Below are 17673 nucleotides of genomic sequence, written 5' to 3'. Positions count from 1 at the left end.
CATCGTACAAGGATCAGGACAGAAACAGCATGGATGACGTCAGTCCCGAGGTGATTCGACGCGCCGTACAGGCGCAGGCAGGCGTCCGCGTCAAGGTCGGCCTTCCAGTCGCGGTGGTGGCGATCGTGCTCGCGCTGTACCAGTCGCGGCCGGGGCACGAGGCCGCGGCGGTCATCGCCGTCATCGCGACGTACATCGTCTACACGATCCTGACCTACTACGCCTCGCGCCGACCGACTCGGCGCTCCAGCCGCGGCATCGCGCTGGCGACGGCCGTGCTCGATCCGTTGATCTATTCGGCCTGGCTCGCCGCCGGCGGCGAATCGTCGATCCTGATCATCGGCTTCTACATATTCACGACGCTCGGCTTCGGCTTCCGCATCGGTCCGCGGGCGATGCGGATCTGCCAGAGCGTGTCGATCATCGGCTTCGCCGGCGTGCTGGTGCTGTCGCCGTTCTGGAAGAGCCATCCATTCTTCGGTCTATCCCATTTCATCCTGCTCGTGGCGGTGCCCATGTACGCGGGTACGCTCATGCGCGAGCTGCGCGACGCCAAGGCGCGCGCCGAGCACGAGAGCCGCGCCAAGAACCAGTTGCTCGCCAACGTCAGCCACGAGCTGCGCACGCCGCTGACGGGCATCGTCTCCGCGGCGGAACTGCTGGAGGCGGGCAGCCGCACGCGCGAATCGGACCGCCTGATCGCCACGATCCTCAAGCTGTCCGCGTCGCTCGGCAGCGAAATCGACCAGTTGCTGGACCTGTCCCGCCTCGGGGTCCAGACCTCGTCCGGCACGCCGGTGCCGTTCGACGTGCGCACGGTGACATCGCACGTGCAGGCGGCACTGCAGGAAACAGCTGCCGGCAAGGGCATCGATTTCGTGGTCGAGGTCGATCCCGCGATCGATCGCGCGGTGCTCGGTCGGCCTCGCGATCTCGAAAGCGTGCTGATGAACCTCGCCGGCAACGCGGTGAAGTTCACCCCGGAGGGCAGCGTGCGGCTCGAGGTGAAGCTGCTCGGCGCGGAGGAGGGGAGTTACCGGCTGTGGTTCGGCGTCACCGACACCGGCATCGGCATTCCTCTGGAGCACCAGGACAAGCTGTTCGAACCCTTCTATCGCGTGGAGACGGGCGACCGCCGCCAGTACCGCGGCACTGGCCTCGGCACGACCATCGCCAGCGAGCACGTCCGGCGCATGGGCGGCGAGCTGGAGCTGTCCAGCGCACCGGGTCAGGGTTCGATGTTCTGGTTCGAGATCAGCCTGCCGACGGCGCAGATGCCGGCGGCGAACAACGATGCACACGCCGCCGCACGCGTTTCGCCCAAGCGCATCCTGGTGGCCGATGACAACGGCATCAACCTCGAGCTGCTGCAGCAGATGCTGCTGAAGGACGGCCACGAGGTCACCGGCGCGCGCAACGGCACCGAGGCCCTGCAGCATCTCGCGAGTCGCGATTTCGACGCTGTGATGCTCGACTTCAACATGGGCGACATCGACGGCCTGACCGTCTACCAGACCTATGCGTTCGGCCGCATCGACCCTGCGCCGACCTTCTTCGTCACCGCTGATACGTCCAGCGCGACCGCGGCCCGCCTCAACCAGGCGGGCACGGCCGGCATCGTCTACAAGCCGCTGACCTTCGACAAGCTGCGCCAGGCGCTGCTGTCGGTCTTCCCGGACGAGGCCGCGGGCCTCGCACCCGCGGCCGTGGCGGAGCCCGCGCCGCCGCCCGTGCGCCTCGCCGCCGTCCCCGTCGAATACGTCGACCCGTCCGTGGTGCAGACGCTGCGCGAGATCAAGGACCAGCCGGCCTTCGTCCACGCCATGCTCGGAGACGGCATGGACGACATCAGGTCGCTGCTGCCCCAGCTGTCGGCCGCGATCGCGGCGGAGGACCTCTCGGGCATGCACCTGCAGGCGCATGCCATGAAGGGCGTCGCGCTGAGCATCGGCGCCGTACGACTCGCCAACCTCTGCGAGCGACTGATGAAGACCACGCCCGCGCATCTGGCGTCGTCGCGCGAGCGCCTGCTCGACGAGCTGACGGCCACGGTCGACGCCAGCCTTGCGGCGCTCGAGCAGCTTCGAGCCCCGTTCGCCGGCGGGGCTTCGAAGTCGGCCTAGGCCGCCGGGCGCCGCTTCGCCGCCGGGTCGGACTTCTGCAGCAGCACCAGCATCTCCATGTGGCGCAGTTCGTCCGGCGTCAGCGCCATCGCCAGCTCCACCCAGTCGTCGACGACCTGCACGCCTTCCTCGTAATCGAAGCGCGAATGGCGCGCGCGGCTTTCCTGGATCTTGAACAGCGCGCGCTGGCGCTTCTTGTGCTCGCGGATGTAACGGCTGACCGCGAGCTCGCCGCCGCCGTTCTCGCAGATCTCGTCGATCAGGCCCATATCCAGCAGTTCGCGCGCGGTGTAGATCTTCTTGTTGGTCATCATGCGCTCCGCCGCGCGTGCGCCGATGCGATGCGCGAGCAGGCCCATGGCGCCGGTGCAGGGGAACAGGCCGAACATGATCTCGGGGAAGCCGAACGAACTGCGCTCCTCCGCGATCACGTAGTCGGTGCTCAGCACCATCTCGAAGCCGCCGCCAAGCGCGCGTCCCTGCACCAGCGCGATCGACGTGGTGCGCGACTTGAGCCGGGTCGACCACGCGTACATCAAGTCGAGGCAGCGCATGGAGTAGGCGCGCAACGTCTCCGCGTCGCCATTCGCGATGCAGGTACGGAAGAAGGACAGATCGCCGCCCACGCTGAAGTATTCGGGATGCGCCGACTGCACGACGGTATAAGCGGGCGGCTCGACGGCGGCGGGGCGCATCATCGAGTCGACCAGGTTCTGAAATTCAGCGACCAGGCCGGAGGTGAAGTTCTGCAGGCCGGTCTCGGGATCGGGCTCGAATCGCACCCACTGGGTGCTCGGGTCGATGCTGCGTCGCTCGGCCACCACGCGGCGGCTGAAACGCGGGGCGGCGGCGATGGATGTGGCGGAGTAGTCGGGGTAGGTGGGCAGGGCGCTCATGGCTTCGGATCCTCAGGGGTTGGCGGTGATTTCGGGGCTGCGGCGGCTGCCGACGACGAGCGCGGCATTGGTGCCGCCGAAGCCGCAGGAAAAGCTGACGGCGACGTCGAACGGGTGATCGGTGCGCGGTCGCTCGCCCACGTGGTTCAGGCGGCAGCGTTCGTCGACGACGCCCAGGTGTGCGCTGGCCGGCAGGACGGACTCGTTCATCGCGACGACCGTCAGCACGCATTCCAGCGCGCTGGTCGCGCCGAGCAGGTGCCCGTGGACGGACTTGGTCGAACTGACGAATGCCGCGTCGGGCCCTTCCCCAAACACTTCTCGAATGGCGGCGGACTCGATCACGTCGCCGCCGATGGTGGCCGTCGCATGTGCGTTGACGTATTGCACCTGCGACGCGTCGATGCCCGCATTGGACAGCGCCTGCCTCAGGCATTCGACCTGGCCTTTCGTTTCCGGCATGCCGATGTGGTGCGCGTCGCTGTTGACGCCGTAGCCCAGCAGGTAGCCGTGAATGGTCGCGCCACGGCTCAGCGCGACGTCCTCCGCCTCCAGCACCAGAAACGCCGCGCCTTCGCCGAGCACGAGGCCTGTGCGGTCGCGCGAGAACGGCTTGCAACTGCGCGACGGATCCTCGGGATCCACGGGCGACAGCGCTCGCGTACCGTCGAACACGCCGATCAGCGCCGCGGTAAGCGGAGCTTCGGCGCCGCCCGCGACGGCGACGTCGAGGTAGCCATCGGCGATCGCCCGCATGGCTTCGCCGATGCCGACGCCGGACGAACCACAGGCGCTGGCGTGGGTGACCACCGGTCCGCGGATCCTGTGGCGGATCGAGATCTGCGCGGCGCCGCTGTTGGACATGATGGACATCGCGGTGAACGGGCGCGCCTTCTGCTTGCCGTTGACCAGCACTTCCTCGCACCAGTTCTGCACGGATACGGCGCCGCCGTTGACGTTGCCGTAGTAGACGCCCGCACGCGGCCCATAGGCGTCGAAATCGTCGAGCCCCGCGTCCTCGATGGCCTGCCGCGCGGCGACGATTGCCATCTCGTGCGTGCGGTCGAGGAACGGCCGCTCGAGGCGGGTGAAGCGATCCGAAAACTGCCCTTGGACCACCCCCGCGGGGTACTGGCCGGTGAGCTTCGGCACTTCGATCACGCGGATACCGGAGGCGCCCGACTTGAGGGCGGCGGCAACTTCGGGCACGGACTGGCCCACGGGCGAGAGAACTCCCAGCCCGGTGATGGCGACACGACGTTTCGACACTTGGATCCCCTTGAGGGCAGGGTGGATGTCCATCGCCTACCCGACGGCGCGGCGCGGGATGCGCCGGCTCGATACGTCACAGTAGGGGCCGCCGAAAGTGTTTGGCAACGAAGTGCGCGGGCGGTGAATACCGCCGCTGAAAGGGGCCGCAGCAGGCCGCCGAGCCCCATTGCGGCAGTGCCGGCGCCGCAAGCCCGCAGGGAATTGCGGCTAATGGACAGCGCACCGGGGTCGACACCGCGGGACAACTTCCTAGGCGACGGCGTGCCGGTGCGCTGTACGCTCCACGACAAGGGGGAAATCGATGGTCCGACTCAGCGTCGTCGCTGCGCTACTGCCGGCCGCCGCGCCTGTGCGGGCGGGAACCGTGTATCGCTGCGTCCAGAAGGGCAAGCCGGTCAGCTTCCAATCCGAGCCCTGCGACGAGAAGGCGCGCGCCACCCGCGCCGTCGGCTACGTCCCGGATGCCGAACCGTCACCGGCGTCGCGTCGCGCCGCCACGCAGAGCGAAATGGACCGGCGCGACGCCCGGGCGCGAGCGGCGACGGCGCACGTGGTGGAAGCCACGCGTCCCAATGCCGACGGCGTGACGTGCTGGCAGGCGCGCAACGAACGCGACGAATGGGAACGCCGCTACCCGTTGGCACGCAACGTCGATACGTTGCGGCATTGGCAGGAGTACGTGCACCTGCACTGCCGGTGATGCGCACCCGAAGTCGCCAGCGGAGGCACGTAAGCGAAGAGCTGACGAGGGAAGGATCCAACTGGTGCGCGGTGGGCGCTGATAGAGCCACGCCACCAGACAGAACTTCGCATAATGCCTATTATGTAATTCAAACCACGCACCCATATGGCGTTGCGGCACGTCCGCGCGAAAGCTTCCCCGCTTCCAACCACATGGGATCGATGATGGCCAGCTGGCTCATTTCGACGCATTTCGGCATCTTATTTTTACCCAAAGGCGCTGTAGGTCTTTGTTTCTGCAAGCATCAGGTTGCTGCGCCCAAATTCAACCTAACCTGACGGCAACACCTGATTTCGACCGATTTGTGCTGGAAATGCGTCGAATTTGGCTGGCGAGCGACTCGGAGTGATCCGCTGCCAAGGCTTCCCGCTCCGTGGGACCTCTCTTACAACCGATCCAGTACAGCTCGGCAGTACGGCGACCCCGACCGCGTGTCACTCGCAGTGGTCCGCGGCAGCCTATCCACTACACCGAATCGCGTGAGCCCGGATGCTCGCGCGCCGACTTCCCGATTCCCGCCGCGTACCGTTAGCCCAGTCTCAAACTAACGATTTCGCCTCGCGCGGCTGCCCGAGCTTTCGCAATACTGTTCGCACGTCTGCGAGTTCGTCGCCCGTCGAAGCGATTCGTTCACTCATAAGCTTCGCCACTCCCTGCGCGGTCGCTCCAATGGCTCCAGACCAGGTCACGGACTCGTCGAATGCCTTCGGGGCCATGCATGAGCATGACCTGTAGCGGTCGTTCTCCGTCGAGCTCCTTGCACGGCAGGTGCAGCCATTGCCCGGGCCACCCGAGCTCCCGCTGGCTCGGCCAATGGGGCACCGCGAACACCGTGAGCAGCAGGTCGAGTCGCAGCTCAAACTCCTCGCGAGTGCTGCCGAGTAGCACGGGCCTCACGTCCTTCGGAATTTGCCAGGTAACCATCACTTTGTGAGCGCGCCGGAGGTCCGGGGCCTGCGGTGCCGGCCCGCTCCCCCACCACAGATCGGACCAGTAGAAACGCCCCAAGGTCGCCAGCAGAGCCTGCTGCGTAAGCGGGTCGTCGATCGGCGCTGCGCAATGGATCAGCCGGCTACGTTCCTTTTCGGGCCATCCTCGCGCGTCGTCATCCAACGCCAGCCAGCTGGGCGGACGAGTCACGTACACACGCTTTAACCAGTACTGGATGTGGCGGTAGCGGCTCAACGGCCGCGGCGGCGGATGCTCCCAGAGCGTACCGATGACTCGCTCCGCCAGCGCCGGCGGCAACAGGCCCTTGACGGCTTCGGTTGAGCGCGTGCGCGCCCAAGTGGAGCTCACCACGACGTCCAAGCTGGGGAGGTACCGGTCGAGGATCTCGGTCAGTACCGTCGCATAGGGGAGGCTCGGCCCGCTGTATGACCGCACTCGACCCGGGCCCACTGGCACGCCAAGCGGCTGCAGCACACCGTCGAAGTCCAGAAACAGCAGCACGACTACCCCCGCCGGTACGCTTCATCGGCGCGCAGCTCACGTGTCCAACCCTGTTCTACGTTGCCGACCAGTTCGGGGGGAAAGGCGTCACCAGGGTCATGGGTCACCAGGTCGAGCGACAGCCGCGGTGCGCGGGGCGTGCTCTCCAGGGCGACGGCCACCGCGCGTGCGGCCCGCTCGGCATGGGCGCGAAGCGCTGCAACGATGGCCACCAGACGATCGGCCTCACCCGTGCCCGCCGGCGAGCAGGCCGCAGCGAGGTGTACGCGTTCGACCGCTTCCACCGGTTGCAGTGCACTCGCGAGCAACTCAAGCAGCCAGCTGTCTCGCCCCGACGCCGGCAGAAGTTCGAAGCCTTCGTGGCAATCAAGCGCGACGGGTGCTGGGGCGGCGCGCCCGCCGTCCAACAGGGCGGCGATCTCTTCCGGGTAGAGCGTCGTGCCGACCTCGTTCGCGTCCAACATGAGGACCGCGCCCCGGGTCCCCTCGAAGAGCGCCCGTTCCCGCGTTGACGCCACACGCGCGGCGTTTCCCCCGGCCATCCGCGCGGCTCCGACGTGACTGAACGCTGGGATGACGGTCAGGCCATCGGGCCTCGTAAACGTCAGGAAACGCAACCTGCCGGAGTCGTCCGACCGAGGCGGGTGCACATACAACGTCGCGCTCAGCAGCGCGCGTAGGTATGCCCCCTCGCACCGCGGGTCTGCGATGGCCTGCTGTTTCAGTCGCTCGAGCTCGATCACCGTGGTCACGGTGATCAGTATTACTTAGATGCCGGGCGTTCGCATCAGCGCGGCCGAGGGCGTCGGGGCGTGACGGCCGGGCGCCGCGGCGCGCTCAAGCGCGCTGCGCGCGGCGCGGCTTGCAGCGCCGCGTCCAGCCGGCGATGGACCTCCGCGAGCTGCTGCTCGAGCGTCTCGCGCCGTGCCTGTTCCGACGCGAGCGCGCGGTTCGTGTCGATCGCGATAGTGCGGCTCTGTGCCAACTCGGCCTCGAGTTCGCGGATCCGCGCCGTTCGGCCCTTCTCGGCCGCGTGCAGCGCCTTTTCATGGTCGCGCGCCTCCTGCCGCGCCCGATCCACCTCGGCGTGGGCCCGATCCTCGACCGCGCGGACGTGAGCAGCGTGCGCCACACGGGTCGTCTCCGCTTCCTGCTGCAGCCCTTCGAGGCGGTTGCGCACAGCAGCACCGTCGGCTTCAAGCTGCTCGGTGCGCAGCAACGCGTGGTCGCGCTGGGCGGTCAAATCCAGGATCTGCGCCGCCTGCTGGTCGACCAGACGCTGGCGATCCTCAAGACGCTGGTGCGCCGTCAGCAGCGCGGCCGCCGCTTCAGCGGCGCGGGCTTCCGACGCCTCGGCCGCCTGGTGAGCCGCGGCCACGCGTGCGTCGGCCTCGAGACCTGCTGCCGCGAGCGCGCTGCGCTCGCCTTCCAGGCCGGCTTCGGCATGCTCCTGGGCCGCCGCAAGGGCCTGCTCCCAGAGCTGCGACGCGAGCGTGACCACCGCCGGTGGCGCATCCGGGAGCGCGACTTTGGCCGCAGACGTGGCCAGCCGCCCGCCGAGCGCCTTCCACCAGAGGTCGAGCAAGCGCGTGACCGTGTTCGGCGAGCCGGTGCCGAGAAACTGGCGAATACGCTCAACGGTGGGGCGTTCGCCTTGCGCCAGCAGCGTGTCGGCGGCGCGATCGACGTCGGATTGGGTGATGCCGCGGGCCATTTACACCTCCTTACTGGGTGCCCTACTCTGCCGAAACCCAACCGCGATAAGGGATTGTTATCGCGGGTATCGCAATGATCCCGTAGTGCGTGCTACATATTACATATGTCAAAGAACGCTGAACTGGCCGTACTCGCTGATACCCCACTTCTTCTGCCAGATCAGCTGGCCGAGGCCGCCGAGAGCGCGGTCAAGGAGATCCTCGAGGAAGCGGCGTCTGCCAACACGACGCGCAGCTACGCCAGCGCGCTTCGCTATTGGGCCGCCTGGTTTCAGGGGCGCTACGGGCGTGCCATCGAGCTACCAGTACCCGAGGTCGCGGTTGTGCAGTTCATCGTCGACCACATCGCCAGGCGCTCGGCCAAAGGGATGACGTGGGAACTGCCGGAGGCCCTCGATGCTCAGCTCGTTCGGGCACGCTTCAAGCAGCGGCCAGGCCCACTGAAGTTGAGCACCGTGGTGCACCGAATCGCAGTGCTCTCCAAGGCCCATCAGCTGCGCCGCGTCGAGAACCCCTGCGAGCAGCCTCCTGTGCGGCATCTGCTGGCGCGGGCCCGCCGTGCCGCCAACAAACGTGGCGATCGGCCAATCAAGAAGACCGCGATTACCCGGCGAGAGCTCGAGGCGCTGGTGGCGACCTGCGACGAGACGCTCGAGGGGCTTCGCGACCGCGCCCTGCTCTACTTCGCCTTCGCCAGTGGGGGTCGTCGTCGCAGTGAGGTCGCCGCGGCGGACTTCGCGGATCTCAAGCGCCTGCCGGACGGCGGCTATGTCTACCGCCTGCAGCACAGCAAGACGCAGCAGGCCGGACCGAGTGCGAATTCAACGCCCGACAAACCGGTGCTCGGGGTCGCGGCCGAGGCCTTGGAGGCGTGGATCCGTGCAAGCGGACTTATGGAGGGCCGGATCTTTCGACGCCTCTGGACCAATCGCATCGGCCCAGGTCTGTCGCCGGCGGCCGTCGCCGGGGTTGTCCAGCGGCGCGCGGCGCGTGCGGGGCTCGATGGCGACTTCGCAGGCCACAGCCTCCGATCTGGATTCGTGACGGAAGGTGGCCGCCAGGGTGTCGCCCTGCCCGCCCTGATGGCAATGACGGAACATCGGGCCGTCAGCAGCGTCATTGGCTACTTCCAAGCCGGCGGCGTCGAGGACAACCCGGCAGCCAGGCTTCTAGACAAGACGGCCGTGCAGCCGTAATCGGTCTCGGCGACAGCACGACACCCTGCCCGTCTGCGACGAGCGGCGCGTCCGCTTCGGATTGAAGCGGACGCACCGACGCAATCGGTGACGCGTCAGCCCGCCAGCACGCTGCGGCGCAGGACCGCCACCCACACCTTGGCCCCGGCCGCGGGCCAAGGTGACTCCATGGCTACCTAGCGCAACGCGCTTAGGGACGGTCGATGGATCTGGGTCTACGGCCCCGAGGTGTCCGGACCAGGCGTTTCCCACCCACGAGGGCTTCCATGCAATGTTCAGGGTCGTGGTGTCACGCGGGCGGCTTGCGCGTGGCGCTGGGCCATACGCCGCTCCGGCACCCTGTTGCCAAGGCGCTCAGGCGGCGGCCGCCCGGCCGGACGCATGCTCATTGAAGGCTGAGCGCGACCGATGCAAGCACGCTCAGGCCCAAAACAACGTGACTAGGGATTAGCGGCGGCACGCATAACGGTCGAGTTCCGTTCGTCGCGGGTAATTACACCCCAATTACACCCAGCAGGTGTAATTGTCGCAAGCACACATGAGACGCCCGTTTGGCGGGCCAATTGGCATTGCCGTGACCCGGAATATGTCCCTCATACCTTCTACGGACTTCACTGGGGAGAGATCGTGGGCTCGTCAGCCAGCGTCCGCTTTCGGCCAATAGCGGACGTCCGGTGGTGCCCATCCTTCCATGGAGCCCACAGCGCCTGGCCTAGACCGGCCGTCGCCGGTCAATCAGTTAGCCCGCGTTTGTTGCCGCGATACGCGTCTCGGACATGCGCCATGCGGCGAGCGTTCCGGAGAGGACGGTCACTCCGGCGATAACGTAGACCGCAGAGCCCAATCCGTAGAAGTCGGCTAGCAGTCCGGCGAGCACCGCACCCACTGCATACCCAAGGTCGCGCCAGAGGCGATAGATTCCCACGGCGGACGCCCGCCAATCCGGCCGCGCGACATCGCCGATGGCCGCTAGCAGCGTCGGATACACCATGGCCGTGCCTGCCCCAAGCAGGATGGCGCCGATGGCAAAGCCCATGAGCTCGCCCGCGTGGCCGGTGACGGCAATGCCGGCCGCCTGCACCCACATTCCGCCAACGATCAGCCGCTTCCGGCCCCACACGTCCGAAAGCGCGCCGGTCACGATCTGTCCCAAACCCCAGACGGCCGGGTACAGCGCCGCCAGCATGCCGATTTCAGCGATGCTCGCGCCTGCCGCTGCGTAGACGAGCGGAAACAGGCCCCAGGCCATGCCGTCGTTGAGGTTGTTGACGAGACCGGCCTGGCTGACGCTCGACAGGTTGCGGTCGCCTACGCTCACCTTCCAGAACAGCTCGCGTTGGTTAAGGGGCTCGACTGGGCCTGCCACGCTGTGTGTTTCGTGATGTACGAAATGCAGCGTCTCGCGCACCGCGAACACCGACAGCACCGATCCGATGACCACGTACCCGATGCCGAGGTAGAACGGCTCGGGGCGCAAACCGTAGCGAGCCGCGACCCAGCCGGTCGCGAGCGCGCTCATGGCCACAGCGAAATAGCCGGCGAACTCGTTGAGCCCCATGGCGAGGCCGCGCTGCCGGTGGCCGACGAGATCGATCTTCATGATCACGGTGGTCGACCAGGTCAGCCCCTGGCTCACCCCTAGCAACATGTTGGCCGCGAGCACCCAGTTCCAGTCCGGTGCCCACATGAGCAGGAACGGCACCGGAGCCGCGACGGCCCATCCGGCCACCAGAACGAGCTTGCGCCCGTACCGGTCCGAGAGCCGGCCGGCGACGTAGTTGGTCAGCGCCTTCGAAATGCCAAACGCGACGATGAAGGACAGCATCGCCGTGCGTGCGACGAGCCCGAAATCCTGCTCGGCGATCGCGGGCAGAATGCTCCGCTCCAGGCCCACCATGGCGCCCACGAAGGCGTTGACGAGCATGAGCAGGGCGAACTGGCCGGCATTCTCGCGAAGCCCCAGCACGGGTGCCGTCTTCACTGACTCCATGTCGGCCTCTCGCACGTTTTCGTCAATGGCCAGCGGAGCTTAGGTCTCCGACTGCGGGGTACCGGACTCGATCCTGCGCCGCACCTCCGCCTCGAGCCCCCTCAGCCCCCAGGCCTTGCCGATGGCGATCGCCTCCTCCACGGGCTTGCCCTCGACCCAGACGGCCCGGAGTGCGGCCATGGCGCCGACGCGATTGCCGCTGGCGCAGTGCACTAGAACCGGCCTCGGGGCACCCCGAACGAGCGCGTCGAATGCCAGCGCGTTTTCGCGGGTGAGGTCCATGGGACCGCGCAGCGGCAGGTTCGAATACCCTAGGCCCGCGGCGCGCACGGCAGCGGCTTCGTCGAAGTCCGGCGTCTCGGCATCGGGGGTGAGGTCGATCACATGGCGGATGCCCGCCTCGCGCACGCGAGCGATGTCACCCGGCTGCAGACGTCCCGCGGACACGATGCCAGGGACGGGTGCGACCGCGTCGGCGATCGCCGGCAATGGTGCCGGCGCAGCCGTGGTGGCGCAGCCGCCTGCAAGTGCTGCGGTGAGAACGAGAGGTGCGATGAGCTTCATGGCGTGCTCCTCAGGCGCGATTGACGACACGGTGCAACAGGATGCCGGCGAGCATTGCCGGAATGAACCATAGTGCTTCGACCGAGCCGATCCCGAGGCCCGCGAGCGCGGGGCCCGGGCAGTAACCTGCGATGCCCCAGCCGATCCCGAAAAGGGCGGCGCCCGCGAGCAGCTTGCGGTCGACGTGCTTCAGGCTCGACAGCTGGAACGTATCGGCGAGCACCGGGCTGCCGCGACGCAGCACGAAACGGAACAGCAGCGTGGTGGTCGCCACCGCGCCACCGAGCACGAACATCAGCGTCGGGTCGAAGTCGCCGAACAGGTCCAGGAAGCCGAGCACGCGACGCGGGTCGGTCATGCCCGACATCGCCAGGCCCAGGCCGAACAGCGCACCCGAGAACAGGGCGGCAAGCGAGAACTTCTTCATCGTCAGCTCCAGAGGTGGCGGACCACGAACGTGGTCGCGATGGCGGTGGCCATGAAGGTCAGCACGGCCGCCAGCGAACGCATCGACAGCCGCCCCAGGCCGCAGACGCCATGGCCGCTCGTGCAGCCGTTGCCCATCCGCGTGCCGAAGCCGACGAGCACCCCGGCGATCACCAGCGCGACGCGGGAGTAGTCGGTCCGCGGCAGCGGTGCACCCGGCACGAGCGCCATGTAGGCGCCCGCCGCCGCGATCAGCCCCAGCAGGAACATCGCCCGCCACGAGACATCCCCTGCCTTGGGGAACAGCACCCCGTTGAGGATGCCGCTCACGCCGGCCACCCTCCCGTTGAGCCACAGCAGCAGCGTCGCCGACAGGCCGATCAGCACGCCGCCGGCCAGGGCCATTATCCACGTGCTCATGCCCCGCCTCCCAGCTGGTTCAGGGGCAGCCGCAGGTAGCGGATGCCGTTCGGCTCCGGCGGCGGCAGTTCGCCCGCGCGGATATTGACCTGCAATGCGGGCAGGATCAGCTTGGGGGCCGGCAGCCCGGCATCGCGTTCGGTCCTCATCTTCACGAACGCCTCCTCGTCCGCCCCGCCGCCGACGTGCACGTTGCGCTGCTTCTGCTCATCCAGCGAACTCTGCGCGCGTGCTTCGCGCTCGGCCGGCGGGTAGTCGTGGCACAGGAACAGGCGGGTGTCGGCCGGCAGGTCGAACAGGCTGCGGATCGACCGGTACAGCTTGCGCGCGTCGCCTCCGGGGAAATCGGCGCGTGCGGTCCCGGTTTCCGGTGCGAACACGGTATCGCCCACGAATGCCGCGTCGCCGACGAGATACGTCAGGCTGTCATCGGTGTGCCCGGGGGTCGCGATGGCACGCGCCTCGAGGTCGCCGATGCGGAAGGTGTCGCCGTCGACGAACAGGTGATCGAACTGGCGGCCGTCGGTGGCGAATTCCGGCTCGAGGCCGAACAGCGCCTTGAAACGCTCCTGCACCTGGGTGATGCCACGGCCGATGGCGACCTTCGCGCCAGTCGCGCGCTTGAGGTGCGCGGCGGCGGTGAGGTGGTCGGCATGGGCGTGCGTTTCGAGGATCCAGTCCACCGTGAGCGCGCGCTCGCGCACGAAGGCGAGCACGCGATCCGCCGACGCCGTCGAGACGCGGGCCGCTGCGGGATCGTAGTCGAGCACCGGGTCGACGATCGCGGCGCGCCCGCCGTCGCGGTCATAGACCACGTAGGTGAACGTGAACGTCGCGGGGTCGTAGAAGCTCTGGACCTGCGGATTCATAGGACAGCTCCTTGCGCTGCACTTTAGATGCCGCTAAATTAGATCCGTCACGCCACCTTGTCAAGCGCTTACTAAACTAAGACCGCCATGCCACGTTCATCGAAGAAGATCGCCCGTCCCATGCCGTCGCCCGAGCAGATGGCGCGGCATGCCGACGAAGCAGCCGCACTGCTCAAGGCGCTGGCGCATCCGGCGCGCCTGCTGGTGCTCTGCCAGCTGGTGGAGGGTGAACGCTCCGTCGGGGAGCTGCAGCCCATCACCGGCCTGAGCATGTCCGCCCTCTCGCAGCACCTGGCCGTGCTGCGGGAGATGGAACTCGTCACCACGCGGCGTGAGTCGCAGACGATCCACTACTCGCTCGCCAAAGGTCCGGCGATGGGCGTGCTCGATGCCCTGTATGCCGCCTACTGCGCGGCACAGGACTGAGGGGCGGCGATGCCGATGCGCCCGGAATCCTTGCGAGCCGCACCACTCGCGCGCTGGATCCCGGCGCTGGCGTGGCTGCACGGCTACGACCGGGCCACGCTCGGTCAGGACCTGTTCGCGGCGCTGATCGTCACGCTGATGCTCATCCCGCAGAGCCTCGCCTACGCGATGCTCGCGGGCCTGCCCCCGCAGGTGGGCCTGTACGCGAGCATCGCGCCGCTCGTCGCCTACGCGGCCTTCGGCACCAGCCGCACGCTGTCGGTCGGGCCCGTCGCCGTGGTGTCGCTGATGACCGCAGCGGCCGTGGGCGACATCGCGGCCACCGGCAGTGCGAACTATGTCGCCGCGGCGCTGGTCCTCGCACTTCTCTCCGGGCTGGTGCTGCTCGGCATGGCGCTGCTGCGCCTCGGCTTTCTCGCCACGTTCCTCAGCCATCCGGTGATCTCGGGGTTCATCACCGCGTCCGCGGTGCTGATCGCTGCGAGCCAGCTCAAGCACATCCTCGGGGTGCGCCAGGAGGGCGACACGCTGCTGGAGATCGTGCCGGGCCTGGTGGCCGCCCTGCCGTCCGCCAATGGCCCAACCGTGGCCATCGGCGTGCTGGCGACGGCGTTCCTGTTCTGGGTGCGCAAGGGGCTCAAGCCGCTGCTGCTCCGTGCGGGCCTGCCGGCGCGGGCGGCGGACTTCATGACCAAGGCCGGGCCGGTCGTCGCGATCGTCGCCACCACGCTCGCCGTCAGCCTTGGCGGGCTGGCCGCGAGTGGCGTGCGCGTCGTGGGTGCCGTTCCCGCCGGCCTGCCCCCGCTTTCGGTGCCCGTGTTCGACATGGCACTGTGGATCCAGCTGCTACCGGCGGCGTCGCTCATCAGCCTGGTGGGCTTCGTCGAATCGATCTCGGTCGCACACACGCTGGCGGCCAAGCGGCGGGAGCGGATCGACGCCAACCAGGAGCTGGTGGGCCTGGGCACGGCCAACGTCGCGGCCGCGCTGACCGGCGGCTACCCGGTCACCGGCGGCTTCGCGCGTTCGGTCGTCAACTTCGATGCGGGGGCGCGCACGCAGCTCGCCGGAGTATTCACCGCCGCCGGCATCGCGACGGTGGCGCTGCTGTTCACGCCGCTGTTCCGCAACCTGCCGCAGGCCGCGTTGGCGGCGACGATCGTCGTCGCGGTGCTGTCGCTGGTCGACCTCGGCACGGTCCGCCACACCTGGCGTTACTCGCGCAGCGACTTCTCCGCGATGGCGGCCACCATCCTCGTGGTGCTCACGGTGGGCGTCGAGGCCGGCATCGTGGCGGGCGTCGCGCTGTCGCTGCTGCTCTACCTGTGGCGCACCAGCCGGCCGCACATCGCGATCGTCGGCCAGGTCCCGGGCACCGAGCATTTCCGCAACGTCGAACGCCACGCCGTGCTGACCAGTCCGCAGGTCCTGTCGGTGCGGGTGGACGAGAGCCTCTACTTCGCCAATGCACGCTATCTCGAGGACCGGCTGTATGACGAGATCGCCCGCCGCCCGGAGATCCGCCACGTCGTGCTGATGTGCCCGGCGGTCAACTACATCGATGCGAGCGCGCTGGACAGCCTGGAAGTCGTCAACGAGCGTCTGCAGCAGGCGGGTGTCCTGCTGCACCTCACCGAGGTGAAAGGCCCGGTGCTCGACCGCCTGCAGCGTTCGCACTTCCTCGACCACCTGAGCGGCCGCGTGTTCCTGAGCCAGCACCAGGCGCTCGCGGTGCTCGATCCCGAACTCACCCGGCGCGCCGACGACGCCATGCCACCCGACTTCCCCGCCCCCCACTGGAGCCGACGCATGACCACGATCCGCCCGTTCGCGAAGGACCGCTACAGCAGTGGCCAGCCAAGCCCCGAACAGCTCGCGCAGCTGGCGGACGACGGGGTCCGCACGGTGATCAACCTGCGCGCTCCCAACGAGCCCGACCAGTACGACGAGCGCGCAGCGGCCGAACGCCTGGGCCTGCACTACGTCGCCATCCCGGTGGCCGGCGTGCAGGACCTCACCCGCGAGACGGTGCAGCGCTTCTCGGACGAGCTCGCCCATGCAGAGGGACGTGGCCCCGTGCTCATCCATTGCGCGAGCGCCAACCGGGTCGGCGCGCTCGTGGCGCTGGAGCAGGGCTGGCACCACGGCGCGCCGGCGACGGACGCCCTCGAAATGGGCCGGGCCGCGGGCCTGGCCAGCCTGGAGCCGGCGGTCGCCAGCCTGCTCGCCACCGGCGGCGCCTGACGCCCTGCCACGGAGAATTCCCATGATCTTCCGCCAGCTGTTCGAACCCGTATCCTCGACGTACACCTACCTGCTCGCGTGCCCGGAAACGGGCGAGGCCGCGCTGATCGACCCGGTCATGCCGGCCTGGCAGCGGGACCTGCAGGTCGTCAATTCGCTCGGGCTGAAGCTCGTCATGACGATCGACACGCACATCCATGCCGACCACATCACGTCCGCGTCCATGCTGCGACGCGAGGCGGGCAGCCGCATCGCGGTCCCCGCCCTCGATGCCCTGCCCTGCGCCGACGTGCCGATGGAGGACGGACTGCCGCTGCAGATCGGCGGCCTGCGCATCGATCCCATGCACACGCCCGGGCATACCGACAACCACTTCGCGCTGGTCGCGGGCGATCGTGTGTTCACCGGCGATGCGCTGCTGATCGACGGGTGCGGGCGCACGGATTTCCAGAGCGGGGACTCGCAGGTGCTGTACGAGACCGTGCGGGGCAAGCTGTTCGGGCTGCCGGGCGAGACCCTGGTCTACCCGGCGCACGACTACCAGGGGCGCTGGGTGTCGAGCATCGCGCAGGAAAAACAGCGCAATCCGCGTCTGGGTGGCGATCGCACGCTCGAGGAGTTCGTCGAACTGATGGCGAACCTCAACCTGCCCTACCCGAAGTTCATCGACTACGCGGTGCCCGGCAACAAGGCCTGCGGGGAGTGCCCGCCGGACCTGCCGGACCACCTGCGCCAGTACTGCCATGAAATGGCCGAAAGTCCGCAGGGGTGACCGACATGCCACGTCCACGCCTCATGCTCCCCGTCGCCCTGGCGATCGTGTCGCTCGCCGGATGCCAGACCCTAGGCGCTCGCGCGACACCCTTCGTCGCGGTTCCCGGCTTCGGCCAGGCTGCGGAGGTGCCCGATGCGGCGATGCGTCCGTCGCCCGGCGCGGTGCGCGCCGTGTTCCCGGCGACCCGGGCCGCGGCTTCGCCGGACAAGGTCGCACCCGCGCTCGACAAGGCGGCGCGCTATCTCAACCTGCTCGGCAAGGAGGGCATCCGCCCGCGGCCGGGCGACGTCGTCGTCGTGATCTCCGGGCCCGCCACGACCGCCGTCCTCACGCACGACCGCTACCGGGCGCGGCACCCGGACGTCGCCGCCAATCCGAACCTGCCGCTGATCCGCGCGCTGAGGCAGGCGGGCGCCGTGGTCAGCGTCTGCGGGCAGGCGCTGCACGGACAGGGCATCGCGACGGCGGACGTGGCACCCGAGGTGCGTCGTGACATGTCCGCCATGACGACACTGGTCCACTTGCAGTCACAGGGCTTCGCGCTCATACCCGAGTGAGGATCG

The 17673-nt window shown here is 68.2% G+C and carries 17 protein-coding genes; 7 read left to right on the top strand and 10 right to left on the bottom strand.

Features of this window, described 5'->3' with window-relative positions:
- Positions 1–29: 29 nt before the first annotated feature.
- On the top strand, positions 30–2123 hold the full coding sequence (locus IE066_RS04540) for an ATP-binding protein (protein ID WP_189447217.1): 2094 nt from the start codon (positions 30–32) through the stop codon (positions 2121–2123).
- Here IE066_RS04540 and IE066_RS04535 read toward each other — a convergent pair.
- Together IE066_RS04535 and IE066_RS04530 are read right to left on the bottom strand one after the other, a co-directional pair.
- A complete protein-coding gene (locus IE066_RS04535; RefSeq protein ID WP_189447215.1) occupies positions 2120–3019 on the bottom strand; it encodes a crotonase/enoyl-CoA hydratase family protein in 900 nt (299 codons plus the stop codon). The two genes, IE066_RS04540 and IE066_RS04535, sit on opposite strands and share 4 nt — an antisense overlap.
- Positions 3020–3031: 12 nt before the next feature.
- A complete protein-coding gene (locus tag IE066_RS04530; protein ID WP_189447213.1) occupies positions 3032–4288 on the bottom strand; it encodes a beta-ketoacyl-[acyl-carrier-protein] synthase family protein in 1257 nt (418 codons plus the stop codon).
- Positions 4289–4592: 304 nt separating this feature from the next.
- Between IE066_RS04530 and IE066_RS04525 the strand changes: the two genes are divergently transcribed.
- Positions 4593–4991 carry a hypothetical protein gene (locus tag IE066_RS04525; protein ID WP_189447210.1) on the top strand — a complete coding sequence of 133 codons (399 nt, stop codon included), beginning with the start codon at positions 4593–4595 and terminating at the stop codon, positions 4989–4991.
- Positions 4992–5663: 672 nt separating this feature from the next.
- On the opposite strand, the gene IE066_RS04520 is transcribed toward IE066_RS04525, so the two are convergent.
- Genes IE066_RS04520 through IE066_RS04510 form a run of 3 tightly spaced genes read right to left on the bottom strand, consistent with a single transcriptional unit; the run spans position 5664 to position 8199 of the window.
- Positions 5664–6485 carry an HAD domain-containing protein gene (locus tag IE066_RS04520; RefSeq protein WP_189447209.1) on the bottom strand — a complete coding sequence of 274 codons (822 nt, stop codon included), beginning with the start codon at positions 6483–6485 and terminating at the stop codon, positions 5664–5666.
- Between the two features lie 2 nt (positions 6486–6487).
- Positions 6488–7237: an SseB family protein gene (locus tag IE066_RS04515; RefSeq protein ID WP_189447206.1), complete on the bottom strand. Its 750-nt coding sequence runs from the start codon at positions 7235–7237 to the stop codon at positions 6488–6490.
- Between the two features lie 35 nt (positions 7238–7272).
- Positions 7273–8199, bottom strand: a complete 927-nt coding sequence (locus IE066_RS04510) for a DNA-binding protein (protein ID WP_189447204.1) — start codon at positions 8197–8199, stop codon at positions 7273–7275.
- A 105-nt stretch (positions 8200–8304) separates the two neighbouring features.
- Here IE066_RS04510 and IE066_RS04505 point away from each other — a divergent pair, with 105 nt between their 5' ends.
- A complete protein-coding gene (locus IE066_RS04505) occupies positions 8305–9396 on the top strand; it encodes a site-specific integrase (RefSeq protein WP_189447202.1) in 1092 nt (363 codons plus the stop codon).
- Between the two features lie 739 nt (positions 9397–10135).
- Here the strand turns inward: IE066_RS04505 and IE066_RS04500 are convergent.
- Genes IE066_RS04500 through IE066_RS04480 form a run of 5 tightly spaced genes read right to left on the bottom strand, consistent with a single transcriptional unit; the run spans position 10136 to position 13665 of the window.
- A complete protein-coding gene (locus tag IE066_RS04500; protein ID WP_229790664.1) occupies positions 10136–11377 on the bottom strand; it encodes an MFS transporter in 1242 nt (413 codons plus the stop codon).
- A 48-nt stretch (positions 11378–11425) separates the two neighbouring features.
- Positions 11426–11950, bottom strand: a complete 525-nt coding sequence (locus IE066_RS04495) for a protein tyrosine phosphatase family protein (RefSeq protein ID WP_189447198.1) — start codon at positions 11948–11950, stop codon at positions 11426–11428.
- Positions 11951–11960: 10 nt separating this feature from the next.
- Positions 11961–12377, bottom strand: coding sequence for a DUF6691 family protein (locus tag IE066_RS04490; protein WP_189447196.1), 417 nt, complete (start codon positions 12375–12377; stop codon positions 11961–11963).
- 2 nt (positions 12378–12379) lie between these two features.
- Positions 12380–12796, bottom strand: coding sequence for a YeeE/YedE family protein (locus IE066_RS04485; RefSeq protein ID WP_189447193.1), 417 nt, complete (start codon positions 12794–12796; stop codon positions 12380–12382).
- Positions 12793–13665 carry an MBL fold metallo-hydrolase gene (locus IE066_RS04480; protein WP_189447191.1) on the bottom strand — a complete coding sequence of 291 codons (873 nt, stop codon included), beginning with the start codon at positions 13663–13665 and terminating at the stop codon, positions 12793–12795. Before IE066_RS04480 ends, IE066_RS04485 begins: the two co-directional genes overlap by 4 nt.
- A gap of 87 nt (positions 13666–13752) precedes the next feature.
- Here IE066_RS04480 and IE066_RS04475 point away from each other — a divergent pair, with 87 nt between their 5' ends.
- The 4 genes from IE066_RS04475 to IE066_RS04460 are packed head-to-tail and all read left to right on the top strand — an operon-like array spanning position 13753 to position 17667.
- Positions 13753–14091, top strand: a complete 339-nt coding sequence (locus tag IE066_RS04475) for an ArsR/SmtB family transcription factor (RefSeq protein WP_189447189.1) — start codon at positions 13753–13755, stop codon at positions 14089–14091.
- 15 nt (positions 14092–14106) lie between these two features.
- Positions 14107–16335: a sulfate permease gene (gene sulP, locus IE066_RS04470; protein ID WP_189447187.1), complete on the top strand. Its 2229-nt coding sequence runs from the start codon at positions 14107–14109 to the stop codon at positions 16333–16335.
- 22 nt (positions 16336–16357) lie between these two features.
- Positions 16358–17107, top strand: coding sequence for an MBL fold metallo-hydrolase (locus IE066_RS04465; protein ID WP_189447184.1), 750 nt, complete (start codon positions 16358–16360; stop codon positions 17105–17107).
- Between the two features lie 23 nt (positions 17108–17130).
- Entirely contained in the window at positions 17131–17667 is a 537-nt protein-coding gene (locus tag IE066_RS04460; protein ID WP_189447183.1) for a DsrE family protein, read from the top strand.
- The last annotated feature ends 6 nt before the right edge of the window (positions 17668–17673 follow it).

It is taken from the genome of Cognatilysobacter xinjiangensis (genome assembly GCF_014651995.1).
Classification (GTDB): domain Bacteria; phylum Pseudomonadota; class Gammaproteobacteria; order Xanthomonadales; family Xanthomonadaceae; genus Cognatilysobacter; species Cognatilysobacter xinjiangensis.
Note: the sequence above shows the minus strand (reverse complement) of the source record. Positions and strands in the feature narration are given on the sequence as shown.

Bases quoted from the DNA above. Each gene is read 5' to 3' on its own strand.
- IE066_RS04540 (WP_189447217.1), top strand. From the start codon at position 30: ATGGATGACGTCAGTCCCGAGGTGATTCGACGCGCCGTACAGGCGCAG.
- IE066_RS04525 (WP_189447210.1), top strand. From the start codon at position 4,593: ATGGTCCGACTCAGCGTCGTCGCTGCGCTACTGCCGGCCGCCGCGCCT.
- IE066_RS04465 (WP_189447184.1), top strand. From the start codon at position 16,358: ATGATCTTCCGCCAGCTGTTCGAACCCGTATCCTCGACGTACACCTAC.
- IE066_RS04510 (WP_189447204.1), bottom strand. From the start codon at position 8,199: ATGGCCCGCGGCATCACCCAATCCGACGTCGATCGCGCCGCCGACACG.
- IE066_RS04505 (WP_189447202.1), top strand. From the start codon at position 8,305: ATGTCAAAGAACGCTGAACTGGCCGTACTCGCTGATACCCCACTTCTT.
- IE066_RS04485 (WP_189447193.1), bottom strand. From the start codon at position 12,796: ATGAGCACGTGGATAATGGCCCTGGCCGGCGGCGTGCTGATCGGCCTG.
- IE066_RS04490 (WP_189447196.1), bottom strand. From the start codon at position 12,377: ATGAAGAAGTTCTCGCTTGCCGCCCTGTTCTCGGGTGCGCTGTTCGGC.
- sulP (WP_189447187.1), top strand. From the start codon at position 14,107: ATGCGCCCGGAATCCTTGCGAGCCGCACCACTCGCGCGCTGGATCCCG.
- IE066_RS04480 (WP_189447191.1), bottom strand. From the start codon at position 13,665: ATGAATCCGCAGGTCCAGAGCTTCTACGACCCCGCGACGTTCACGTTC.
- IE066_RS04475 (WP_189447189.1), top strand. From the start codon at position 13,753: ATGCCACGTTCATCGAAGAAGATCGCCCGTCCCATGCCGTCGCCCGAG.
- IE066_RS04535 (WP_189447215.1), bottom strand. From the start codon at position 3,019: ATGAGCGCCCTGCCCACCTACCCCGACTACTCCGCCACATCCATCGCC.
- IE066_RS04495 (WP_189447198.1), bottom strand. From the start codon at position 11,950: ATGAAGCTCATCGCACCTCTCGTTCTCACCGCAGCACTTGCAGGCGGC.
- IE066_RS04460 (WP_189447183.1), top strand. From the start codon at position 17,131: ATGCTCCCCGTCGCCCTGGCGATCGTGTCGCTCGCCGGATGCCAGACC.